This is a genomic window from Nocardia veterana NBRC 100344 (assembly GCF_000308855.1).
In the GTDB taxonomy this organism is placed as follows: domain Bacteria; phylum Actinomycetota; class Actinomycetes; order Mycobacteriales; family Mycobacteriaceae; genus Nocardia; species Nocardia veterana.
The window spans coordinates 1-21,586 of the sequence record NZ_BAGM01000004.1 but is presented as its reverse complement, the minus strand read 5'-3'; the positions used below and the strand labels follow the sequence as shown (position 1 = coordinate 21,586).

Genomic DNA, 21,586 nt, shown 5'->3' with positions numbered 1-21,586 from the left:
GTTGGCGCTCAGGCCATTCCGGCGATCCAGTTGTGCATCCAGGAGATCGCGGTCTGTCCGCCGCCGACCTGGTAGCTGCCGTAGGAGGTGTGCGTACCGGACTGGTAGAAGTGCTCGAGCTGCTTCACCCGCTGCTGGTTCGCATCGTCGCTGAGCTGCGACTGCAGTGTCGAGATACCGCCGTGGGCCATCAGGTCGCCGATGATCGAGCCGGCCTCGAGCTGGTAGCGCCACAGGTTCGCGGCACTGGCCCCGGAGGCCTGGGCCAGGAAGCCGGCGAACCGGGTCACGTAGTCGGTGTCCTCGGTCGAGCAGTACAGATCGCCGGCGGCGCAGATGGTGCGGACCCGATCGCTGAGGAAGCCGAAGCCACCGACGCGCGGACCGCCCGCACCGGCGCCGCCGACGATCGGACCGACCTGGATGTCGGTGGGCGAACGACGCGGATCGGAGATCAGACCCACGCCGGACACTCGGTCCGGCGTCACCACGCCGAGCCCGGTACCGATCTCGGCCGCCAGATCACCCGCGGCGTCGGCACCCTGGCTGTATCCGACGATCGCGTAATGGGTGCCCGCGCACCGGGCCGCCATCGCCTGGATCAGGCCGCGCGCGATGTCGGTCGCCTCCTTCTTGGAAGCGCCGTAAACGTCGCCCTCCCACGGGAAGGCGGTGGCGGCGTAGCTCACGTAGTCGACATCCGCCGAACTCGGCAGGCCGCGGGTCACACCCGACAGCATGCCGGGACCGACCATGTGGTCGGGCTTGTGGTCACCGGTCTCCCAGGTACCCGGGATCGCGACGACGTACAGGCTCGGGCATCCCGGATCCGCAGTCGCGGAGCCGCTTCCGAGCGCGGTACCCGAAACCGCCATTCCAGCCAGTACCGCCACCGCCGCCCCGGCGGCCGCGACAACCTTCTTCAACCGCATGCTGCTCCAGTTCAAGCCAGCCCTCGCCGGGGCTACCCCTACGTCTTCGCCGATGATGATGCCGCCGCCGAATTGCCGTGCGGTGAATTCCAGGCAACGCACAGCTGCCTGCGACTCCGGGCGGCATACCGGTCATTAGGATAACTGCGGCATCGGCGGGCTGCCATCCGAGCCCGAAAACCCGTCCGATTTCCGATGTTTGGGACGCGAGTACCCGTTTCCGCAGTACAGACCACAAAAAGCAGGCGCCCACGGACTCGAAAGTCCGTGGGCGCCTGTGTTTTTTCGGCTCGTCCGAGCGGTCAGCGCTGGGCGACCGCCGTCGGGGCGATCGGCGCCGGCAGCGCGGTCTCACCCTCGAGGTGCTTGTCCACCGCGGAAGCGGCGGCGCGACCCTCGGCGATGGCCCACACGATCAGCGACTGACCGCGGCCCATGTCGCCGGCGACGAAGACACCGGGCACGGTGGTCTGGAAGTCCTTACCGCGCTTGACATTGCCACGCTGGTCGTAACCGACGCCGAGATCCTCGAGCAGACCCGGCTTCTGCGGGCCGACGAAGCCCATCGCCAACAGCACCAGATCCGCCTCCAGGGTGAAGTCGGTGCCCTCGACCTTCTCGAAACGGCCGTTGACGTTCTGCACCTCGTGCGCCTGCAGGCCGGTCACCTTGCCGTCCTTCCCGATGAACCGTTCGGTGTTCACCGAGAAGACGCGCTCGCCGCCCTCTTCGTGCGCCGAGGAGACCCGGAACATCAGCGGGTAGGTCGGCCACGGGGTCGACTCGGCCCGCTGCTCCGGCGGCTTCGGCATGATCTCGAACTGGTGCACGCTGGCCGCGCCCTGGCGATGCGAGGTGCCCAGGCAGTCGGCGCCGGTGTCACCGCCACCGATGATGACGACCTTCTTACCCTTGGCGTGGATCGGCGGCAGGCCCTCCTCGTCGGCGATCGGATCGCCGAGCTGCACCCGGTTGGCCAGCGGCAGGAACTCCATCGCCTGATGGATGCCGTCCAGATCACGACCCGGGATCGGCAGATCGCGCGCGATGGTGGCGCCACCGGCGAGGACCACCGCGTCGAACCGCTCGCGCAGCTGCTCGGCGGTGATGTCGACACCGACGTTCACGCCGGTCTTGAAGATGGTGCCCTCGGCCTCCATCTGCGCCAGCCGGCGGTCGATGAAGCGCTTCTCCATCTTGAATTCCGGAATGCCGTAGCGCAGCAGGCCGCCGATGCGGTCGTCGCGCTCGAACACCGTGACCGTGTGGCCCGCGCGGGTCAGCTGCTGAGCCGCGGCCAGACCGGCCGGACCCGAACCCACGACGGCGATCTTCTTACCGGTCAGGCGGGTCGGGTACACCGGCTGCACCCAGCCCTCGTCGAAGGCGTTCTCGATGAGTTCGACCTCGACCTGCTTGATGGTCACCGGATCCTGGTTGATGCCCAGCACGCACGACGCCTCACACGGCGCCGGACACAGCCGCCCGGTGAATTCCGGGAAGTTGTTGGTCGCGTGCAGCCGGTCGATGCCCTCGCGCCAGCGGTCCCGGAAGACCAGGTCGTTCCACTCCGGAATCAGGTTCCCGAGCGGGCAGCCGTTGTGGCAGAACGGGATGCCGCAGTCCATGCAGCGGCTGGCCTGGGTCTGCAGGGTCTCGTGGGAGAAGTTCTCCTCGTAGACCTCTTTCCAGTCCATCAGTCGCAGCGGGACGGGACGGCGAGTGGGCAGTTCCCGGTTGGTGTGCTTCAGAAATCCCTGTGGATCACCCACGTGCGGCCTCCGTATTTTCGCCTCTCAAAGCCGTCCGCGCGTCATCCACGCGTCTCACGTCATCCACGTGCGGCCTCCATGATCGCCTCGTCGACATCCCGCCCGGCCTTCTCAGCCTCGGAGATAGCGAGCAATACCTTCTTGTAGTCGCGAGGCATAACCTTCACGAAGTGGTTCACCTGCTGCGACCAATCGCTGAGGACGCGTTCGGCAACGGCCGAACCGGTCTCGTCGCGATGGCGGGCGACGACGTCGCGCAGCCAGGTGAAGTCCTCACCCTCGAGCTGCTCGATATCGACCAGCTCGGTGTTGAGGTTGGCTTCGAACGTGCCGTTCGGGTTGTAGATGTAGGCGATACCGCCCGACATACCGGCACCGAAGTTGCGTCCGGTCTCGCCGAGGATGACGACCCGGCCGCCGGTCATGTACTCACAGCCGTGGTCGCCCACGCCCTCGACCACCGCGGTGGCGCCCGAGTTGCGCACGCAGAACCGCTCGCCGACCACACCGCGGATGAACGCCTCACCGCTGGTGGCGCCGAACAGGATCACGTTGCCCGCGATGATGTTCTCTTCGGCGACGAACGACTCCGGCGCGTTCAGCGACGGCCGCACCACCAGGTGTCCGCCCGAAAGGCCCTTGCCCACATAGTCGTTGGCGTCACCGAACACCCGCAGCGTGATACCGGCCGGGACGAACGCGCCGAAGCTGTTGCCCGCCGAACCGGTGAAGGTGATGTCGATGGTGTCGTCGGGCAGGCCGGCGCCACCGTAGAGCTTGGTCACCTCGTGGCCGAGCATGGTGCCGACCGTGCGGTTCACGTTCGTGATCTTGGTCTCGAACTTGACCGGCTTGCCGCGCTCGAGCGCGTCCGCCGCCTGGGCGATCAGCTGGTTGTCCAGCGCCTTGTCCAGGCCGTGATCCTGGGCCTTGGTGCAGCGGCGGTCCTGGTACATGAACGCCGTCTCGACATCGTCGAGGATCGGCGACAGATCCAGCTTGCTCGCCTTCCAGTGCTCCTTGGCCTTGCTGGTGTCGAGCAGGTCGACCCGGCCGATGGCCTCGTCCAGCGACCGCAGCCCCAGCGAGGCCAGCAGCTCCCGCACCTCTTCGGCGATGAACATGAAGAAGTTCTCGACGAATTCGGGCTTACCGGTGAAGCGCTGACGCAGCACCGGATTCTGGGTCGCGACGCCGACCGGGCAGGTGTCGAGGTGGCAGACGCGCATCATGACGCAGCCGGACACCACCAGCGGCGCGGTCGCGAAACCGTACTCCTCGGCGCCGAGCAGCGCGCCGATCAGCACGTCGCGGCCGGTCTTCATCTGGCCGTCGACCTGCACCACGATGCGGTCGCGCAGACCGTTGAGCAGCAGCGTCTGCTGGGTTTCGGCCAGGCCGAGCTCCCAGGGGCCGCCCGCGTGCTTCAGCGAGGTCAGCGGCGAGGCGCCGGTGCCACCGTCGTGGCCGGAGATCAGCACCACGTCGGCGTGCGCCTTGGAAACTCCAGCCGCAACCGTCCCTACCCCCGGCTCCGCGACAAGTTTCACGTGAATCCGAGCCTGCGGATTCGCGTTCTTCAGGTCGTGGATCAGCTGGGCCAGATCCTCGATCGAGTAGATGTCGTGGTGCGGCGGCGGCGAGATCAGGCCGACACCCGGCGTCGAGTGCCGCACCTCGGCGACCCACGGGTACACCTTGTGCGCGGGCAGCTGGCCGCCCTCGCCGGGCTTGGCACCCTGGGCCATCTTGATCTGGATATCGGTGCAGTTGGTGAGGTAGTGCGCGGTCACGCCGAAGCGACCCGAGGCCACCTGCTTGATCGCGCTGCGCCGCCAGTCGCCGTTGTCCTCCGGCTCGAAGCGGGCCGGCGACTCGCCGCCCTCACCCGAGTTGGAGCGGCCGCCGAGGCGGTTCATCGCGATGGCGAGCGTCTCGTGCGCCTCCGCCGAGATCGAGCCGTAGCTCATCGCGCCGGTGGAGAAGCGCTTGACGATCTCGCTGGCCGGCTCGACCTCCTCGATCGGAATCGGGTGCCGGCCCTCGGTCTTGAACTTGAACAGGCCGCGCAGCGAGGCCAGCCGCTCGGACTGGTCGTCGACCAGCTTGGTGTACTCCTTGAAGATCGAGTACTGACCCGAGCGGGTCGCGTGCTGCAGCTTGAACACCGTGTCCGGGTTGAACAGGTGGTACTCACCCTCGCGCCGCCACTGGTACTCACCGCCGATCTCGAGTTCGCGATGCGCGCGCTCGGTGCGGTTCTCCAGGAAGGCGATCCGGTGCCGGGCCGCGACCTCCTCGGCGATCTCGTCGAGGCCGATACCGTCCAGCGGCGAGGTCAGGCCGGTGAAGTACTGATCGCACAGTTCCTGCGACAGGCCCACGACCTGGAACAACTGGGCGCCCCGGTAGGAGGCGATGGTGGAGATGCCCATCTTGGACATCACCTTCAGCACGCCCTTACCGGCGGCCTTGTTGTAGTTCTTGACCGCCTGCGCGTAGTCGGCGGCCTTGTCGCCGGTGCTGCCCGGCATCTCCAGGGCGCCCCGGTCGAGCATGTCCTCGATCGACTCGAAGGCCATGTAGGGGTTGATCGCGGCCGCGCCGAAGCCGACCAGCATCGCCATGTGGTGCACCTCGCGCGCGTCACCGGCCTCGACCACGAGGCCGACCTTGGTGCGGGTGCGCTCGCGGACCAGGTGGTGGTGCACCGAGGCGGTGAGCAGCAGCGACGGAATCGGCGCCAACTTCTCGTTGGATTCGCGATCGGAGAGCACGATGATCCGCGCGCCGCCGTCGATCGCCGCCGAGACCTGGGCGTTGATCGCCTCGAGCGCCTTGCGCAGGCCCTTGCCACCCTTCTTGACGGGGTAGAGGCCGCGCACGACCACCGAGCGCAGCTCCGGCCGCGATCCGTCGTCGTTGATGTGGATGAGCTTGGCCAGCTCGTCGTTGTCCAGAATCGGCTGGGTCAGCGTGATGTGACGACAGGACTCCGGGCCCGGGTGCAGCAGATCGGCCTCCGGACCGATGGTGCTGCGCAGGCTGGTCACGACCTCCTCGCGGATGGCGTCCAGCGGCGGGTTGGTGACCTGCGCGAACAGCTGCGCGAAGTAGTCGAACAGCAGGCGCGGCCGCGAGGACAGCACCGCGATCGGGGTGTCGGTACCCATCGAGCCGAGGGCCTCGCCACCGGTCTTCGCCATCGGCGAGATGAGCAGGCTCAGTTCCTCGGTGGTGTATCCGAAGATCTGCTGGCGGATGAGCACGCGGTCGTGCGACATGTGCACGTGCGGGCGGTCGGGCAGTTCGGCCAGCTTGATGATGCCCTCGTCGAGCCACTGCTGGTAGGGGTGCTCCGCGGCCAGCTGCGACTTGATCTCGTCGTCGCTGATGATGCGGCCCTGCGAGGTGTCGACCAGGAACATGCGGCCCGGCTGCAGGCGGACCTTGCGGACCACCTTGGACGGCTCGATGTCGAGGACGCCGACCTCGGAGGCCATGACGACCAGACCGTCCTCGGTGACCCAGATCCGCGAGGGACGCAGGCCGTTGCGGTCCAGCACGGCGCCGATGACGGTGCCGTCGGTGAAGCACACCGAGGCCGGGCCGTCCCACGGCTCCATCAGCATCGAGTGGTAGCGGTAGAAGGCGCGGCGGGCCGGGTCCATCGACTCGTGCCGCTCCCACGCCTCGGGGATCATCATCAGCACGGCGTGCGGCAGGCTGCGGCCGCCCAGGTGCAGCAGTTCCAGCACCTCGTCGAAGCGCGCGGTGTCCGAGGCGCCGGGCGTGCAGACCGGGAAGATCTTCTCCAGCCGGTTGTTGCCCTCGCTGTCGGTGCCGAAGATCTCGGAGTTGAGCAGCGCCTCACGCGCCCGCATCCAGTTCTCGTTACCGGTGACGGTGTTGATCTCACCGTTGTGCGCGACGCGGCGGAACGGGTGGGCCAGCGGCCAGGACGGGAAGGTGTTGGTCGAGAAGCGCGAGTGCACGATGCCCAGCGCCGACTCGACCCGGTCGTCCTGCAGGTCCAGGTAGAACGCCCGCAGCTGCGGGGTGGTGAACATGCCCTTGTAGACGAAGGTCTGGCCGGACAGGCTCGGGAAGTAGACGGTCTCGCGGCCGACCGCACCCTCGCCGGCGCCCTGCTTGCCGAGCTCGTGCTCGACCCGCTTGCGCACGACATAGGCGCGGCGCTCCAGGTCCATGCCGCTGAGCTGCTCGGCGGAATCCGCCGGCGAGGCGATGAACAGCTGCCGGAAGGTCGGCATGGCATCGCGCGAGAGCGCACCCAGGGAGGACTCGTCGATCGGAACCTCGCGCCAGCCCAGAACGGCCAGGCCCTCTTCCTTGACGATCTTCTCGACCCGGTAGCACGCGCGCGCCGCTTCCCGGCGGGCCTGCGGCAGGAAGGCGATACCGGTGGCGTAGGAGCCTTCCGGCGGCAACTCGAAGGTGGCGCCACTTTCGGCCAGCACGGCCCGGAAGAACCGGTCCGGAATCTGGATCATGATGCCCGCACCGTCACCGGAATTGGGTTCCGCACCCGCAGCACCACGGTGCTCCAGGTTCAGCAGTGCCGTAATAGCCTTGTCGACGATGTCGCGGCTACGACGGCCATGCATATCGACGACGAACGCGACACCGCAGGCGTCGTGCTCGTTCGCCGGGTTGTAAAGACCAATTCGACCCGGTGAGCGGTGTCCAATTCGCGGCTCGCCGCGGTGGCCAGGAAGTTGCGTCATGCCTCTGCCTTCAAGAAATAGGCGCCTTCAACGAAGAGGCCTTCGATTCGGTGCCTTCGTCTGATGGCCCTCGTCGAAACGCCTCCGCCTAGACTGCGTCCGGACGTTGCGGCGACCAGCGGCGCTGATGGTCATCCCGTGCAGTCAAACTCTCCAGTTGTCCACCCGCTTCGGTTTCGTAGTCGGGTGCTCGGTGGTAGCGGAACTCTGCGGAGTTCCTTACCCACCGCGCCGTGCTCGCCCGCTAGGCTGATGCTTGCGGCTCGTGGCCGAGTTCGGGCGACGAGTCGGACATTTCGCGTCCGACACCTAGAGCAAACGATAAGTCAGGACCGGAGCCCAACCAACTTAGGTTGTGCTAAATACTCCGTCTACCTGGGCATCTTCATCGGTCCTCCACTACCTGCGCGTTCTCCAGTGTAAAGCAGGTAGCGCCGATCGCTGAGTCGCGTTCGCCACTGCCGCCGATAGCGCCTGCACATCGGCCGCGAACTGGGAAGCCAGCCCAGCGCAACGCTCTCACCTGCGTCGGAAGAGATTTCCCCGCCGGGCGCCATGACAAACCGGGGTGTAAGACGGCTAACTTTCCGGACACCCGGAGGAGACATTCCGGATACGGGAGCGACAAGCCACGGCAATGTGCGGACCGTACGGCCTCGTTTTCGATTGTGTGGTTCAGCACATCTTCGGCAAACAGCGTTCTGCGCTGACTGTGGTTTATTTCACATGCGTTGCGGGACAAAGCGATACGGCCGCTCGGACCAGTGCCGCGCCGTGCAGCGCGTCCACCCGGCCGGCGGTCACGACCGGGAAGACCGCGGCGGCGAGATGCCGGGTGCAGTCCGGCGCCTCCAGTACCGCCCGCTGCTCGGCCAGCTGTTTCAGGATCTCGGCGTTGACCTCGTCGATCACCGGCCGGACCGCGGCCAGGTCCGACGTGCCGGGCGCGGGCGCCGCGGCCGGATCGAAACGCCAGCGGGTGAGCAGTCCGTACTGCACGGTCTTGTTCGCTTCGATCTGCCCGGTGAACACCTGCCGGACCCAATCCTGCGGGAGGCCCGAGCGGGCGCCGGCGGTCGCCATCGCGTCGTAGACCTGCGCCTCGCGCGCCGGGTCGTCGACAACCGGCGGCTGCCCGGTCGCCTGCGCGGCAGCCCATTTGGCCGCGGCCACGGCGTCGGCGGTGTTCAGACGCCGCAGTACCGCCTCCACCAGCGGGCTCAGCGCCGAATCGGCACGCGGCGCACCGTCTCCCGTCGGCGCGGGGGCGCTCGGCGGCGGCCCGGCCTGCGCGTGCGGTAGCGCTCGTTCCGTGGTCATCGGCGCCGCGATCGCGAACGCAGAGGTGAGCAGCACGGCCACACCCGCGACCACACCGCGGCCGAGCCGCCGGTCGCCACGGATACTCGGCCCCGCGGGGCAGTCCACCGCCATCGCCGCAGCTCCGGGAACCTCACCTGTTCCGCCGGCATACCCACCCCCGATCCGGCGAACGCCGCTCACCGAACGGCCTCGTCTCGCGCGCACGTCCGACCCTCCTGTCGCCGATCCGCCATCGCCTCCGAAGATAGGAAACGGATCCCTACCGGAGGGTAGGTTTCGCCGCCCACGACGTCTGTGAGGCTCACCACATCGATGCCGCCGCGCTCGGTGGATACCCGGTCGGCCTGTCACGCTGAACCCTGATTGCGCGCGGCCGGGCGCACGGCGAGTGACCCGCTCCGCCCGCGACCGGGCACAGACCGCCCGGACCACGACGTAGCGACCGTTTCGCCTGATGCGAGAACGATTGGGACCCAGAGGATGTGAATCCGTTGACCGATCCCCATGTCCCGGAGCAGTCCGATTCGCGGCCGCACCGCCCGAACTCGCCCGAAACGAGCGCGTCGAGGTCCGCGACCGGACTGCTGACCTGGGCCGGCGGCGCAACCGCCGGCGGCGACCGGCACGAGAGTTCGGCCTATGCGGTCACCGGTGCTGTAGTGGTGCTGTTCGCGGTGATATCCGGGATCGTCGTCGCGGCGGCGGGAGCGGCCGCACACTGGTCCCCTGCCATCGTGGCGACCGTCGCGATCGTTGCGACCCTGCTGGTCGGCGCGATATCGCGGGCCCTGGCCACCGCGCCGCTGTCCGGCGGCACCGGTCGCGGCCGGGCCGAGCGGTTCGGGCGGATCGCGGTCGCCGTGATCACCGGCGTGCTGGTGGCCGAATTGGCGAGCACGGTGATTCTCGCCGGATCCGTCGATCGCACCCTCGATGATCGGTCCCGTCGGGATGCCGAGTCGGCCACGACCGTGGTCACCGCGCGAAACGAACTCGACCGGGTCACCGCCGACCGCACCGCTCTCGCGCAGACGATCGCGCAGGCGCAGGCCGATATGGAGCAGGCGCTGGTCGTCGCCCGCTGCGAATACAACCCGACACCGCAGTGCCCGCAGACCAAGATCACCGGTGTGCCCGGCCGCGGCCCCGAAGCACAGACCGCCAACGCCATGCTCGACGACGCTCGGGGTCGCCTCAACACCGCCCAGGCTCGGGTGCAGCCGCTGGACGCGGAACTGGCCGCGCGCCGGAGCGCGCTGGACCAGGCCCGCACGGCGGCGTTCCGTACCGGCGATCGGGGTTTGGGTGCACGCTGGCTGGCGATGAACGACTACACCACCGGACATCCCGGTGCGTTCCTGTTGCGGCTGCTCACGATGGTGGTGGCGGTGGTGCTGGCGGTGCTGCCGCTGGCGTTGCGAACGTGGCGGGGCGAATCCTCGTTCGATCGCGCCGTCGCGGCGCGGGCCGAATCCGACCGCGCCGCGCGAGCGGCCGATACCGCGGTGGCGGTCAAACGCGCGGAGATCCACGCCGAAACCGAAAAGCTGCGCGCCGAACAGGAATTGGCCGCCGCCCAACTCGCCCTGCACGCCGATACCGCCATCGACCGGGAACACCAGCGCCGACGGGTGATAGCCGCCATCGGCAACCTGGAGATCGGCATCACCGAACCGCAGCGCCGCGCCGTCGCCGAGTTCGAGGCGCTGGCCGCCATTCCGTCCGGAGCTTCGGCCCGGCCCGCCCTGCCCGCCGCCGAATCCGCGGATCGAATCGATATCTCTCAGGAGGGGACCGTGACCGCACGGAATCTGCCCGCACAGCTGCCCTCGGCGGGTCTCGCCACCGATGCGCCCACCACGCTGCCCGCCCATCGCGAGGAGCCGAAAAAGGGTGGTGGACTGGAACTTCCGGTGATCGGTACGGTGCCGTTCACCGACACCGCCGCGCGCTGGATCCGCCCGCTGGTACCCGGCTTCGTCGCCACCGCCCTCGACCGGACCATCGACACCGCGACCGCGCCACTGCGCACGGTGCGGCAGGCCTTCGAGGAGGCCGAGGAGATCACCTTCACCCTCAAACGGACGCGCAAGGTCACGGTGCACGCCGAGGACTCGCACGATCCGGCCGCGAGTTATCCGCATCAGGCACCGCCGCACCAGGCCCTGCCGTATGCGCCCTATCCGCCGAGCGCGGCCCCGTACCCGTACGACCCGCGCTACAACGCGTATCGCTACGACCCCCGCTACTCGGCCCTCCCGCACGGTGCGCAGACCGCCGACCCACAACTCCCCGGGTCCGACCACTACGACGCGCTGCCCGCCCCGGGTACCGCGGAGCTCGGCTATCGCGCGCCCCGCGAGCTCCCGCCCGGCCGCGACTGAGGCCTGTCGCAGCCGGCCGGGACCCGTTCCCGATACCCGTCGTACCGCCGTCTCGCTGGATAGACTCGCCCCCGTGTCGCCAGCCGTAGCGGATCGGACCGCCCCGGGGGCGTCGCCGTCCGGCGGCGCGCCCGGGGACCCGGCGAACCCGAACGACGGCACCGATTCCGAAGCCGTTCCGGTGCGGCCGCTCGCGTGGCGGGAATTGGCGGATCTGCCGTTCGCGGTACTGCAGCGGCGAATCCGGACGATTGCCGGCCCGGCCGGCGCCGGTTTCGCTCTCGCCTGGGGTGTCGTCCTGGGCACATCCGGATCGGTGTCCCTGCTCACCGGCGGGTCGAGCACCGGGAATGCCTGGGCCGCAGTGCTTTCCACTGCTGTCTGTGCGTGGGTGCTGCGGTTGTGGGTCACCGTCGTGACCGTGCCGATCGGACTGGCGGTGGTGACCGAGCAGCCGATCACGGCGGGCGCGGCCGTTCGACGCGGAGTGACGGTAGCCGGCCGGCTGGCCCGCCACCATCTGATCTCGACGCTGACCGGCCTCGGCATCCTGCTGCTCGGCGCGCCCCTGGTGGCCACGCTGCTGCCGACGCTGATCTGGCTGGGACGGGTGCGGGGCCGGCGCTGGTCGGTGCCGCCGATCCTGGTCGCCGAATCGGCGCCCTATGCGGCCGCGGTGGACCGCGCGAAAATGCTCGCCACCGGCCGCGTCATGCCACTGGCGGGACTGTGGATCCACCTGCGTGCGCTGCTGCTGGTCCTCGCCGTTCCGGTGGCGGGACTGCTCGGGTTTCTCACCGATATTCTCGGCACCCACCGGTGGGCGGTGGTCACCCTGCTGTCCGGGGGCGTGCTGTTGATCACCGCCTTCGCCGCGGCCCTGGATGCCGCCGCCGGGGTCGTGGCGTACGTCGATCGTCGCTGCCGCCGTGAGGGTTCGGATATCCGGATTCCGACCGGGCAGGTGATTCGGTGACCGACGAGAACCACCGTACGCACGAATTCGGGGCTCCCCCGCCGCCGACCCTCGGTGCTGCCGCGCACCACCGCGCCGCGGCCGAATCCGCCGCCGGGCATCGGGACTTCGATACGGCCCTGCGCGAGCGCTTCCGGGCCGTGATCCGCGGGCTGGAGCAGGGCGGAGTGCTGGAGGTCCGACGCGGACGCACCGCCCGGGAAACGGCACTGGCCGCGGCGGACGCCCTCCCCGGCACTGCCGACGAATTCGACGGGGCGGCACGGAGTTTCGACGAGATCGTGTACGGCGGGCGCGCCGCGACTCCGGACGAATACCATCGGCTCAGCGCCGCCGATCGCTATTCGCTGGCCCCGCCCCCGCCGCCGGAGCCGGTCGAGCAGCCCGCGGCCGAACCGAGCGCGGCGCGCCGCCGCCACCTGCCGCCCCTGCCGGATGTGCTGCGGGACAAGCGCTTCTGGGCGGCACTGCTCATCGGCCTCGCCATCGCGCTGATCGCGTATCTGCTGGTCCGGCTCGCCGCCGCGCCGTCGGCTCCGCCGCAGCCGACCCATCCGCAACCGCCGCCACCGCCGGATCGTGACGATATCCGTCCGCCGAACATCGGCACCGGCAGTGATTCGATCTTCCAGCGCTTCCCGCCCTGGCTCGCCTACGGCGGCGTGCAGACGCTGATCTTCGCGGTGGTCGTGGTCTGGTGGCGGGCCCCCCGTCGCGGCGCGGTGGTCGGCGAACCCCGTCCCGTCCGGGTCGCGGCCGGCGAGCTGCTGGCCGGGCAGGCGGCGCTCTACCGCCGGTCGAAGGACCGCGATCACGTCGCCGGAAAGCTGCGGGCGGCGACGCTGCGGCGGATTCGCGGCCGGTTGGCGTTGCGGCCCGATACCCCGCCGGAGGTGGTCGCCACCCTGCTGAGCGACCGCCTCGGCGTCGCACCCGAGCGGATCGCGGGCGCCCTCCACGACCCGGTGCCCGACGATCGCGCACTGGAATACGTTGCCGCCCAACTGGACTGGATAGAATCGACAATCGGATGACGGAGACCGGATGACAACCGCGCGGACCGACCACACCCCCACCGCCGAACAGGCGCATCGGGCACTCGGGGAATTGCGGGCCGAGATCGGCAAGGCGGTCGTCGGTAACGACCAGGCCGTGCTGTACCTGGTACTCGCCCTGCTGTGCCGTGGTCATGTGCTGTTGGAGGGCGTTCCGGGGGTGGCGAAGACGCTGCTGGTGCGCACTCTTGCCGCCGCGCTGGAACTCGAGCACACCCGGGTCCAGTTCACTCCCGACCTGATGCCCGGAGATGTGACCGGTTCCCAGATCTACGACCCGCATTCGGCCGAATTCACGTTCCGGCGCGGCCCGGTCTTCACGAATCTGCTGCTGGCCGACGAGATCAACCGCACCCCACCGAAAACCCAATCGGCCCTGCTGGAATCGATGGAGGAACGCCAGGTGTCGGTGGCCGGCGTACCGCAACCGCTGCCGGACCCGTTCGTCGTGATCGCGACCCAGAATCCGATCGAACAGGAGGGCACGTATCCGCTCCCCGAGGCCCAGCTGGACCGGTTCCTGTTCAAGGTCGACATCCTGCTGCCCGGACGCGAGGACGAGTTCCGGATCCTGCAGCGCCATGCGGCCGGATTCGATCCGCGCGATCTGAGCGCCGCCGGGGTGCGCGCGGTCGCCGGGCCGGCGCATCTCGCCGCCGCCCGGGCCGCCGCCACCCGGGTGGCGGTCAATCCCGAGGTTCTGGCCTACATCGTGGATCTGTGCCGCGCGACCCGCACCTCGCCCGCGGTCCAACACGGCGCCTCACCCCGCGGCGCCACCGCGGTACTCGCTTCGGCACGCGCGCTGGCCTGGCTGAACGGCCGCGCCTTCGTTACCCCCGACGATGTGAAATTCGTTGCGGTGGCGGTACTTCGGCACCGCTTGCAGCTGCGCCCGGAGGCGGAACTCGACGGTGTCACCGGCGAGGGGGTGCTGTCGTCGTTGCTGGCCTCGGTCCCGGTTCCGGTGTAGCGCGATGATCGTCACCGGTCGGCTCGCGCTGTGCGCGGCGGTGGCGGCGGCCGTCGTCTGCTTCGCCCTGCCGTCCTGGATCGGCGTCGTCGCGATGACGACGGTACTGGTGCTGCTCGCCGGCATCGACGTGCTGGCCTGCCGCCCCGATTCGCTCGAATTGAGCCGAGTTCCGCTCACGACGGTTCGCGTGGGCCGGACCGCGGTGGTCGAGCTGACCGTGTTCAACCGCGGCCCGAATCCGGTCCGCGCACTGCTGTGGGACGATTGGCCGCCCAGTGCGCAGGCCCCCGCGCACACTCACCGGCTGCGGCTGCCCGCCAATACGCGGACCACACTGCGCACCCCGGTACGGCCGAGCCGGCGCGGCGACCGGACCGCCGGCCCGGTGACGATTCGGCTCGTGGGCCCGCTCGGCCTCGCCGGACGGCAGTTCCGTCGCACGGTGGCGGCGAAAGTCCGTGCGCTGCCGCCGTTTCGGACCGAACGCGTGCTGGCGGCGAAGGTGTCGCGGCTGCAACATCTGGACGGCCGGTCCGTGGCGAATCTTCGCGGTGCGGGCTCGGAATTCGATTCCTTTCGCGAATACGTGGCCGGCGACGATGTCCGCTCCATCGATTGGCGCGCGACCGCCCGTGCGACCGACGTCCTGGTGCGGACCTGGCGGCCGGAACGCAACCGCCACGTCCTGATGCTGATGGATACCGGCCGGATCAGCGCCGCGCGCCTGGGCGAGCAGACCCGGCTGGACACCGGGATCGAGGCCGCGCTGTTGCTGGGCGCACTGGCCGCGGCGGCGGGCGACAGTGTCGACCTGCTGGCCTTCGATCGGGAGGTCCGGGCCGAGGTCCGAGGGGTTCGCGGAAAGGCCGTGCAGCCCAAACTGATGCACGCGCTGTCGGGCGTGGTGCCGGCCCTGGTCGATTCCGATACCGCGGCGATGGTGCGCACCGCCGTCCGCAACACCCGGCGCCGAAGCCTGGTGGTCTGGTTCACCAGCCTCGACGGCGCGATGGTCGAGGAGAATCTGCTGCCGGTACTGCCGGTGCTGAGCCGCCGTCACCGGGTGCTGCTGGTGTCGGTGACCGATCCGGAGATCGCGGCGGCGGCGAACCGGCGCGCACATCCGCAGGAGGTCTACACCGCCGCGGCGGCCGAACATCTGCTGACCGAACGCGCCGTGGTCCGGGAGACGCTGCTGCGGCAGGGCATCGATGTCGTCGCGGCGGCGCCGGACCGGCTACCCGAGGCACTGGCGGACGAATATCTGGAACTCAAGCGATCGGGTGCCCTGTAGCACCGGCCGCGGCCACCGGCCGGAAGGGCAGTCGTGGTGCGGGCAGCATGCGGCGTTGCCGCTCGGCGATCACCGCACCGAGAATCTGCAGCGGCGGGTAGCCGGCCGGCGGCGGCACCCGCAACCGGGCGCAGACGGCGAGGACCAGCGCGTTGCCGAGTTCCGCCTGCGCCTGCGGGGTGAGGCCGTGGAACCGGGTCAGATACTGCCGCACCGGGAGCGCCAGCTCCTCGGTGAGTCCGGACAGATCCAGTCGCGCCACCCAGCCGGCCAGCCACGGCGGCGCAACGGCCAAGGCGGGCATGGGGATTCGCGCGCGATCCGAGACGACGACGGTCCCCGCCAGAATGTCGCCCACCCGGCGCGCCCGCGGTGAACACAGCGAGGTGACCACCGCGACCACACCGAACCCGCCCAGATTCCAGAAATCGACGAGCGCACCGGACAGGCCCCGGGTCAGCGCATGCCGGAAGTCGATCGGCCCGCCGTCGCCGCGCACCACCCGCAGGCCCAGCGCCAATTTGCCGACAGTGCGCCCGCGCATCGCCGTTTCGCAGACGACCGGGTAGCCGACCAGCACCGTGACCATGGTGAGCAGAGCGGCCGTATCGAGCCAGGCGGTGTCGGGTTCGAATTGGAACAGCACGCCGAACACCGCGAGCAGCAACAGCAGCCCGAGGACGAGTTGCAGCACCAGGTCGATCGCGAAGGCCGCGGCCCGCATCGGGATCCGCGCGATCGGCAGCTGCAGGGAGACGGCCTCCCCGGTGGTGAAATCGGCCATGGCCAGTCGAGTATCCCGGATCGGCCGCGCACGAACTAGCCTCGATTCTCGCGGGTGTCCCGCATCGACACCGGAGGACCGCCGAGATACCCTGCGAAGCCCGCTCGGCGGTCCGACCGGGTGCGGGTGTCCCGCATCGACACAGGAGGAGCGGATGGACGTCGATGCCTATTCTTTTGCGCAGCGGCGTTATTGGGATCGGCTCGATCGGCTGACCGCGCAGCGTCGGCTGACCGGGGCCGAGGTCGACGAGTTCGTGGCGTTGTATCGCCGCACTTCGCAACAGCTGGCGCGGTTGCAATCGCACTCTCCGGATCCGGAATTGATCAACGGGTTGAGTGCGTTGCTGGCGCGAGCGCGTGGCCGGCTGCTGAGCGCTCGGACCGACACCTGGTCTCGGATCGGGTACTTCTTCACCCACGGATTCCCCGCCGCGGTGTATCGAGCACGCCGGTGGTGGCTGGGCGTCGCGGCCGCGTTCCTGGCGGTATCGGCCGCGATCGGTATCTGGGTCTCCGGCTCGGGCGCGGCCCGGCGCGCGCTGGGACTGCCGGCGAATGCGGAGAAGTTGACGGCGCCCGGCGGCCGCTTCGAGTCCTATTACTCCGAACATCCGCACGATGCCTTCGCGGCGCAGGTGTGGACCAACAACGCCTGGGTGGCGGCGATCGCCTTGTTCACCGGCATCCTCGTCCTGCCGGCGGCATATCTGCTGTTCATGAATGCGCTCAATGTCGGGGTCTCGGCCGGCCTGATGGCCGATGCCGGGCGTTTGGAGTCCTTCTTCGGATTCCTGCTGCCGCACGGAATGCTGGAGCTCACAGCGATTTTCGTTGCCGGTGGGGCGGGACTGCGGCTCGGCTGGACGCTGATCGATCCGGGACGGTCGCCGCGTGCCGAGGCCTTGGCCCGGCAGGGCCGGGCGGCGGCGACGGTAGCGCTCGGGCTGGTGCTGGTGCTGCTGGTATCGGGCCTGATCGAGGGCTTCGTCACGCCGAGCGGCTGGCCCGCGCCCGCGCGTATCGGGATCGGACTGCTTGCCGAACTGGTCTTCCTGGCCTATGTCTTCGGTCCGGGGCGCAGTGCTGCGGAGGAACAGGCCGCGCTGCGAGCATCGGCCGAGTACGAGCGCATCTCCGGCTAATGCCGAGCGCATTCCGCTGAGGCTGAGAAAATCCCTTGCGATGGATGAGGGATGCGGACGATGATCGAGTCCGGGATTTGAGATCCACTGGCCGCAGCGAGTCCAGCTCAGCTGCGGCCAGCGTTGCCGTTGACTCTACACAATCGTTATCCCGACGCAACCTCCTGCACACCCCGTCTGCCTGGCCGTAACCGGGCCGAAACCCGCAGTCGGGAAGGACATCCGGAGACCGCGCGCAAATTCCTGGCGGGCGGTCGGAAATTTCCGCGCACACCTACCGCAATCCTTGTGCTGCCGCGATATTTCGTGCTTTTTCGGCTGTTATCAGACGGCAGCGGCGGGCCCACCGAATATTTCCCGGCGTGTCGCCGTCCCGCCACGTACCCGGCATCACCGCAGGTAGAGGCCTCACCGGACGCCGGTTCCCAGTCCGAGAAGCACCACCCGACCGATAAAACAAACTCAAAGTTTGTTATATCCGGAGGTTCCCAGACTTCCATTAGGCGTTTCTCAGAAACCCGCACATCCGCATCCGTCGAATGTGGGAGTTATTGCAGCAGCGAACCCGAATTCGCCCGCCCCGGTCGGTTATACGGCGATGGAATAACCACACACCAGGGCAGCAGAATGCGGCGAAGATCACACCAGTGCGCACGACCTGCGCCCAACCTGCCCGAGCACGGCGGCCCGGACCGCAATACTGTGTCCATGACCGCCGAACAGCAATCCGAACCGGTCGTGACGCAGGCCGCCGAACGGTTCGAAGTCAGCGTGGACGATCGGCTCGCCGGCTTCACCGAATACCTCGACCACGACGGGCAGCGGATCTTCTACCACACCGAAATCGACTCCGACTTCGCCGGACGCGGCCTGGCCGGCGTCGTGGTCTCGCAGGCGCTGGCGCACACCCGCGAGGCCGGGTTGCGCGTCGTGCCGATCTGCCCGTTCGTCGCGGGCTACCTGCAGAAACACAACGAGTTCGCCGATATCACCGATCCGGTCACGCCGGCCGACCTCGAGTACGTGCGCACCCATCGCGGCGGCTGATCCCGGACGGCTATCGCCGCCGATGGGCAGCCGCTGTTCGCACAATGCCGCCGAGTGTGGCACCGTGGGTAGTGGAGATCGGGCTGATTGCAAGTGATCGGTTCGGCTCACCTACAGAAAAGATGCAGTAGAAAATGGCACAAGGCACTGTGAAGTGGTTCAACGGCGAGAAGGGCTTCGGCTTCATCGCCCAAGACGGAGGCGGCCCTGACGTCTTCGTTCATTACTCCGCCATCGGCGGCTCGGGTTTCAAGACCCTCGACGAGGGCCAGCGCGTGGAGTTCGAGGTAGGCCAGGGCCAGAAGGGCCCGCAGGCTCAGGACGTCCGCGCTATCTGATCAGCGTGACTCGAAAGACCCCGTATTCCTCCGAGAAATCGGATGGGATGCGGGGTCTTTCGCATGTTCCTCATCACATTCTGGCGAGCTGAGCGCGAAGCCGGGCGTTGAATCGGTGATGACCGGATCGAGGGTCCGACGTAAGGGCTGGGTCGGACATATGGGTTCTGTACGAAAAAAGCCGCAGACCGGGATCCGGTCTGCGGCTCTTCTTCTGTGGGCGAAGGGGGACTTGAACCCCCACGTCCCGAAGGACACTGGCACCTGAAGCCAGCGCGTCTGCCATTCCGCCACTCGCCCGAGCGACTCGAAGACAGTATCACGCGGCCCGCACCCGCACGAAATCGCCTGGTCAAAGGGGTTTCGAACCGTTGTTTTCGGGGAAAGGGAACCACCGGGGCCGATCGTGAGTTACAGGGGTGGAGGATCGTGGATATCATGCAATGACCGTGTCCGTTCGACGACACGCCCTATCGGCATGTCGTGTCGCGGGATCGTGACGCCCGGACGACACAGACCGATCAGCTGACGTAGACATACAGCGAAGGCATACGAGGGCGGGCATCGAAGGGAGGCCGAATGGGCATCGTCTCGCGTTTCGAACGGCGCCTGCAGGGTGCCGTCGGTGATGCCTTCGCCCGGGTCTTCGGCGGCAACGTCGTTCCCCAGGAGGTGGAAGCGGCGCTGCAGCGCGAGGCCTCGGATCGGCTGACCGAACTCGACGGCGGGCATCTGCTCGCCCCTAATGTCTACGTCATCACGGTCAACCCCACGGACCTGCAGGAACTCGATGCGGACCAGGAGTTGACCACCCGCGCGTTCGCCAGGCATTTACAGGACTACATCCGCGATCAGGGGTGGCAGACCTACGGTGAAGTGCACGTCGAATTCGAGACATCCCCTACGCTGCACACCGGGCAGTTCAGGACGCACGGCCGGGTGGACCCGGATGCGGGCCGCCGGAACCCACCGGTGCCGCACCGCCCGCCCGATCGATCCGGACGACCCCCACAACGACCCGCACACCCGCAACCAGGAGCTGGCCCCATGACGCAGAACTCAGGCTACGACCCCAGCCGAGAGCCCGCGGAGTCCGATCCACGCAACCGCGGGTACGCACCCCCGCCGGGGGGCCGCCCCGCGCCGGCATATCAAGACGACTACGGCCGCGGCGGTCAGTACCCCGCCGGTGACTACGCCGCTCCGGAATCGCAGCCCGCCTACGGCGACTATCAAGGCGGGGACTACCAGAACGGCTACGACTACCAGCAGGGTGGCGCGGGCTACCAGCCGGGCGGTGCGGCCTACGGTCAGCCGGGTTACGACCAGGGCGGCTACGACCAGAGCAGCTACGACCAGGGCTACGGCCAGCAGGCGTACGCCGACCAGGGCTACGGCCAGCAGCAGGCCTATGAACAGGGCGGCTACGAGCAGGGCGGCTACGACCAGGGGTACGGCCAGCAGGGCTACGCCGACCAGGGGTACGGGCAACAGCAGGGCTACCCGGAACAGAGCTACGGCCAGCAGCCCGGCTACGGGCAGGCGCCCGCGTACGACCAGGGCTACCCGGCCCAGGGCGGTTACGGCCAGCAAGGCTACGCGGACCCGGGCTATGCCGATCCGGGCTACGGCGAACAGGGCGGATACGGCGCCGACGAGCACGGCTACGGCCAACAGCCGGCCTACGGCCAGCCGGCCGGGTACGGCGCCGCCCCGCAGCCGGCCCGCGGCGGGTCCGGCTACTCGGCCACGCTGCACCTCGACGACGGCAGCGGCCGCACGTATCAGCTACGCGAGGGCAGCAACATCATCGGGCGCGGCCAGGACGCCCACTTCCGACTTCCCGACACCGGGGTGTCCCGCCGCCACATCGAGGTGCGGTGGGACGGCCAGGTCGCGATGCTCTCCGATCTGGGGTCCACCAACGGGACGCTGGTCAACGGCTCGCCCGTTCAGGACTGGCAGCTCGCGGACGGAGATGTCATCCGCGCCGGGCATTCCGAGATCCTGATCCGAATCGTCTGATCCCGTAAGCTCGCCGGTGCAGGTCACGATGGGGCGCGAAAATCCCTCGCCCGTATCGTGATCGCAACCGGTCATCGGCCCTATTATGCTGCCAACATTCGCTCGGCAGCCGGGCCGTGCTGACCAGCACACCGGTTGGGGGACGAAACGCCACTACGGGACCGGTCGAACAGGAGGTGGAGCGCCGTGCAGGGACTGATCCTGCAGTTGACCCGTGCGGGGTTCCTCTTGTTGTTGTGGCTGTTCGTGTGGGCGGTGCTTCGGACCTTGCGCAGCGACATCTACGCGGCATCAGGCATTCGGATCCAGCCCCGACCCACCCGAGGTTCGGTGGTGCTGCCATCCTTCAGCCGTGGCCAGAAGGGCGCCAAGTATCTAGTGGTGACTCAGGGTTCTCTCGCCGGCACTCGGATCACGCTCGGCACCCAACCGGTGCTGATCGGGCGTGCAGACGATTCCACGCTGGTACTGACCGACGACTACGCCTCGACCCGGCACGCACGGTTGTCGCCGCGCGGCGAGGATTGGTACGTCGAAGACTTAGGATCGACCAACGGGACCTACCTCGACCGAGCGAAGGTCACCACTCCCGTCCGAGTTCCGCTCGGCACCCCTGTCCGTGTCGGTAAGACAGTGATCGAGCTGCGATCGTGACTCAAGTTCTCCGCTACGCAGCGCGTAGCGACCGTGGTCTCGTCCGGGCAAACAACGAGGACTCCGTCTATGCGGGCGCACGCCTGCTGGCGCTCGCCGACGGTATGGGCGGTCACGCTGCCGGTGAAGTGGCC

At 68.5% G+C, this 21,586-nt stretch carries 16 protein-coding genes and 1 tRNA gene; 11 read left to right on the top strand and 6 right to left on the bottom strand.

The window, feature by feature from the left end; genetic code table 11:
- Positions 1–8: 8 nt before the first annotated feature.
- From ON37_RS00150 to aroQ, 4 genes are all read right to left on the bottom strand, one after another.
- Entirely contained in the window at positions 9–932 is a 924-nt protein-coding gene (locus ON37_RS00150) for a cutinase family protein (RefSeq protein ID WP_083892609.1), read from the bottom strand.
- Positions 933–1,234: 302 nt separating this feature from the next.
- Complete coding sequence (locus tag ON37_RS00145) at positions 1,235–2,704, bottom strand: glutamate synthase subunit beta (RefSeq protein ID WP_040715154.1); 1,470 nt, start codon at positions 2,702–2,704, stop codon at positions 1,235–1,237.
- A gap of 59 nt (positions 2,705–2,763) precedes the next feature.
- Positions 2,764–7,452 carry a glutamate synthase large subunit gene (gene gltB, locus ON37_RS00140; RefSeq protein ID WP_051030984.1) on the bottom strand — a complete coding sequence of 1,563 codons (4,689 nt, stop codon included), beginning with the start codon at positions 7,450–7,452 and terminating at the stop codon, positions 2,764–2,766.
- 717 nt (positions 7,453–8,169) lie between these two features.
- Positions 8,170–8,886: a gamma subclass chorismate mutase AroQ gene (gene aroQ / locus ON37_RS00135; protein ID WP_157171307.1), complete on the bottom strand. Its 717-nt coding sequence runs from the start codon at positions 8,884–8,886 to the stop codon at positions 8,170–8,172.
- Between the two features lie 380 nt (positions 8,887–9,266).
- On the opposite strand from aroQ, the gene ON37_RS00130 reads away from it, so the two are divergent.
- From ON37_RS00130 to ON37_RS00110, 5 genes are all read left to right on the top strand, one after another.
- Positions 9,267–11,159, top strand: a complete 1,893-nt coding sequence (locus ON37_RS00130) for a DUF4407 domain-containing protein (protein WP_083892607.1) — start codon at positions 9,267–9,269, stop codon at positions 11,157–11,159.
- A gap of 73 nt (positions 11,160–11,232) precedes the next feature.
- Entirely contained in the window at positions 11,233–12,135 is a 903-nt protein-coding gene (locus ON37_RS00125; RefSeq protein ID WP_051030983.1) for a hypothetical protein, read from the top strand.
- A complete protein-coding gene (locus ON37_RS00120) occupies positions 12,132–13,169 on the top strand; it encodes a DUF4129 domain-containing protein (protein ID WP_040715153.1) in 1,038 nt (345 codons plus the stop codon). Before ON37_RS00125 ends, ON37_RS00120 begins: the two co-directional genes overlap by 4 nt.
- A 10-nt stretch (positions 13,170–13,179) precedes the next feature.
- Complete coding sequence (locus ON37_RS00115) at positions 13,180–14,163, top strand: AAA family ATPase (protein WP_040715151.1); 984 nt, start codon at positions 13,180–13,182, stop codon at positions 14,161–14,163.
- A 4-nt stretch (positions 14,164–14,167) separates the two neighbouring features.
- Positions 14,168–15,460 carry a DUF58 domain-containing protein gene (locus ON37_RS00110; RefSeq protein WP_040715150.1) on the top strand — a complete coding sequence of 431 codons (1,293 nt, stop codon included), beginning with the start codon at positions 14,168–14,170 and terminating at the stop codon, positions 15,458–15,460.
- On the opposite strand, the gene ON37_RS00105 is transcribed toward ON37_RS00110, so the two are convergent.
- Positions 15,438–16,244: an RDD family protein gene (locus ON37_RS00105; RefSeq protein ID WP_051030982.1), complete on the bottom strand. Its 807-nt coding sequence runs from the start codon at positions 16,242–16,244 to the stop codon at positions 15,438–15,440. The genes ON37_RS00110 and ON37_RS00105 overlap by 23 nt on opposite strands.
- A gap of 154 nt (positions 16,245–16,398) precedes the next feature.
- Between ON37_RS00105 and ON37_RS00100 the strand changes: the two genes are divergently transcribed.
- From ON37_RS00100 to ON37_RS00090, 3 genes are all read left to right on the top strand, one after another.
- Positions 16,399–17,388 carry a stage II sporulation protein M gene (locus ON37_RS00100; protein WP_040715149.1) on the top strand — a complete coding sequence of 330 codons (990 nt, stop codon included), beginning with the start codon at positions 16,399–16,401 and terminating at the stop codon, positions 17,386–17,388.
- A 708-nt stretch (positions 17,389–18,096) separates the two neighbouring features.
- Positions 18,097–18,435, top strand: a complete 339-nt coding sequence (locus ON37_RS00095; RefSeq protein ID WP_040715148.1) for a GNAT family N-acetyltransferase — start codon at positions 18,097–18,099, stop codon at positions 18,433–18,435.
- 134 nt (positions 18,436–18,569) lie between these two features.
- Entirely contained in the window at positions 18,570–18,773 is a 204-nt protein-coding gene (locus tag ON37_RS00090; protein WP_040715146.1) for a cold-shock protein, read from the top strand.
- A gap of 217 nt (positions 18,774–18,990) precedes the next feature.
- Here the strand turns inward: ON37_RS00090 and ON37_RS00085 are convergent.
- Positions 18,991–19,073, bottom strand: a tRNA-Leu gene (locus ON37_RS00085).
- 279 nt (positions 19,074–19,352) lie between these two features.
- Here ON37_RS00085 and ON37_RS00080 point away from each other — a divergent pair.
- From ON37_RS00080 to ON37_RS34600, 3 genes are all read left to right on the top strand, one after another.
- Positions 19,353–20,798 (top strand): FHA domain-containing protein, encoded by a 1,446-nt coding sequence (locus ON37_RS00080; protein ID WP_040715144.1) that lies wholly within the window; start codon positions 19,353–19,355, stop codon positions 20,796–20,798.
- Positions 20,799–20,984: 186 nt separating this feature from the next.
- A complete protein-coding gene (locus ON37_RS00075; RefSeq protein ID WP_030516711.1) occupies positions 20,985–21,452 on the top strand; it encodes an FHA domain-containing protein FhaB/FipA in 468 nt (155 codons plus the stop codon).
- On the top strand, positions 21,449–21,586 hold a 138-nt coding region (locus tag ON37_RS34600; protein ID WP_373281961.1), incomplete at its 3' end, for a PP2C family protein-serine/threonine phosphatase. The genes ON37_RS00075 and ON37_RS34600, both read left to right, overlap by 4 nt.

Bases quoted from the DNA above. Each gene is read 5' to 3' on its own strand.
- ON37_RS00095 (WP_040715148.1), top strand. From the start codon at position 18,097: ATGACCGCCGAACAGCAATCCGAACCGGTCGTGACGCAGGCCGCCGAA.
- ON37_RS00105 (WP_051030982.1), bottom strand. From the start codon at position 16,244: ATGGCCGATTTCACCACCGGGGAGGCCGTCTCCCTGCAGCTGCCGATC.
- ON37_RS00115 (WP_040715151.1), top strand. From the start codon at position 13,180: ATGACAACCGCGCGGACCGACCACACCCCCACCGCCGAACAGGCGCAT.
- aroQ (WP_157171307.1), bottom strand. From the start codon at position 8,886: ATGGCGGTGGACTGCCCCGCGGGGCCGAGTATCCGTGGCGACCGGCGG.
- gltB (WP_051030984.1), bottom strand. From the start codon at position 7,452: ATGACGCAACTTCCTGGCCACCGCGGCGAGCCGCGAATTGGACACCGC.
- ON37_RS00090 (WP_040715146.1), top strand. From the start codon at position 18,570: ATGGCACAAGGCACTGTGAAGTGGTTCAACGGCGAGAAGGGCTTCGGC.
- ON37_RS00080 (WP_040715144.1), top strand. From the start codon at position 19,353: ATGGGCATCGTCTCGCGTTTCGAACGGCGCCTGCAGGGTGCCGTCGGT.
- ON37_RS00110 (WP_040715150.1), top strand. From the start codon at position 14,168: ATGATCGTCACCGGTCGGCTCGCGCTGTGCGCGGCGGTGGCGGCGGCC.
- ON37_RS00150 (WP_083892609.1), bottom strand. From the start codon at position 932: ATGCGGTTGAAGAAGGTTGTCGCGGCCGCCGGGGCGGCGGTGGCGGTA.
- ON37_RS00100 (WP_040715149.1), top strand. From the start codon at position 16,399: ATGGACGTCGATGCCTATTCTTTTGCGCAGCGGCGTTATTGGGATCGG.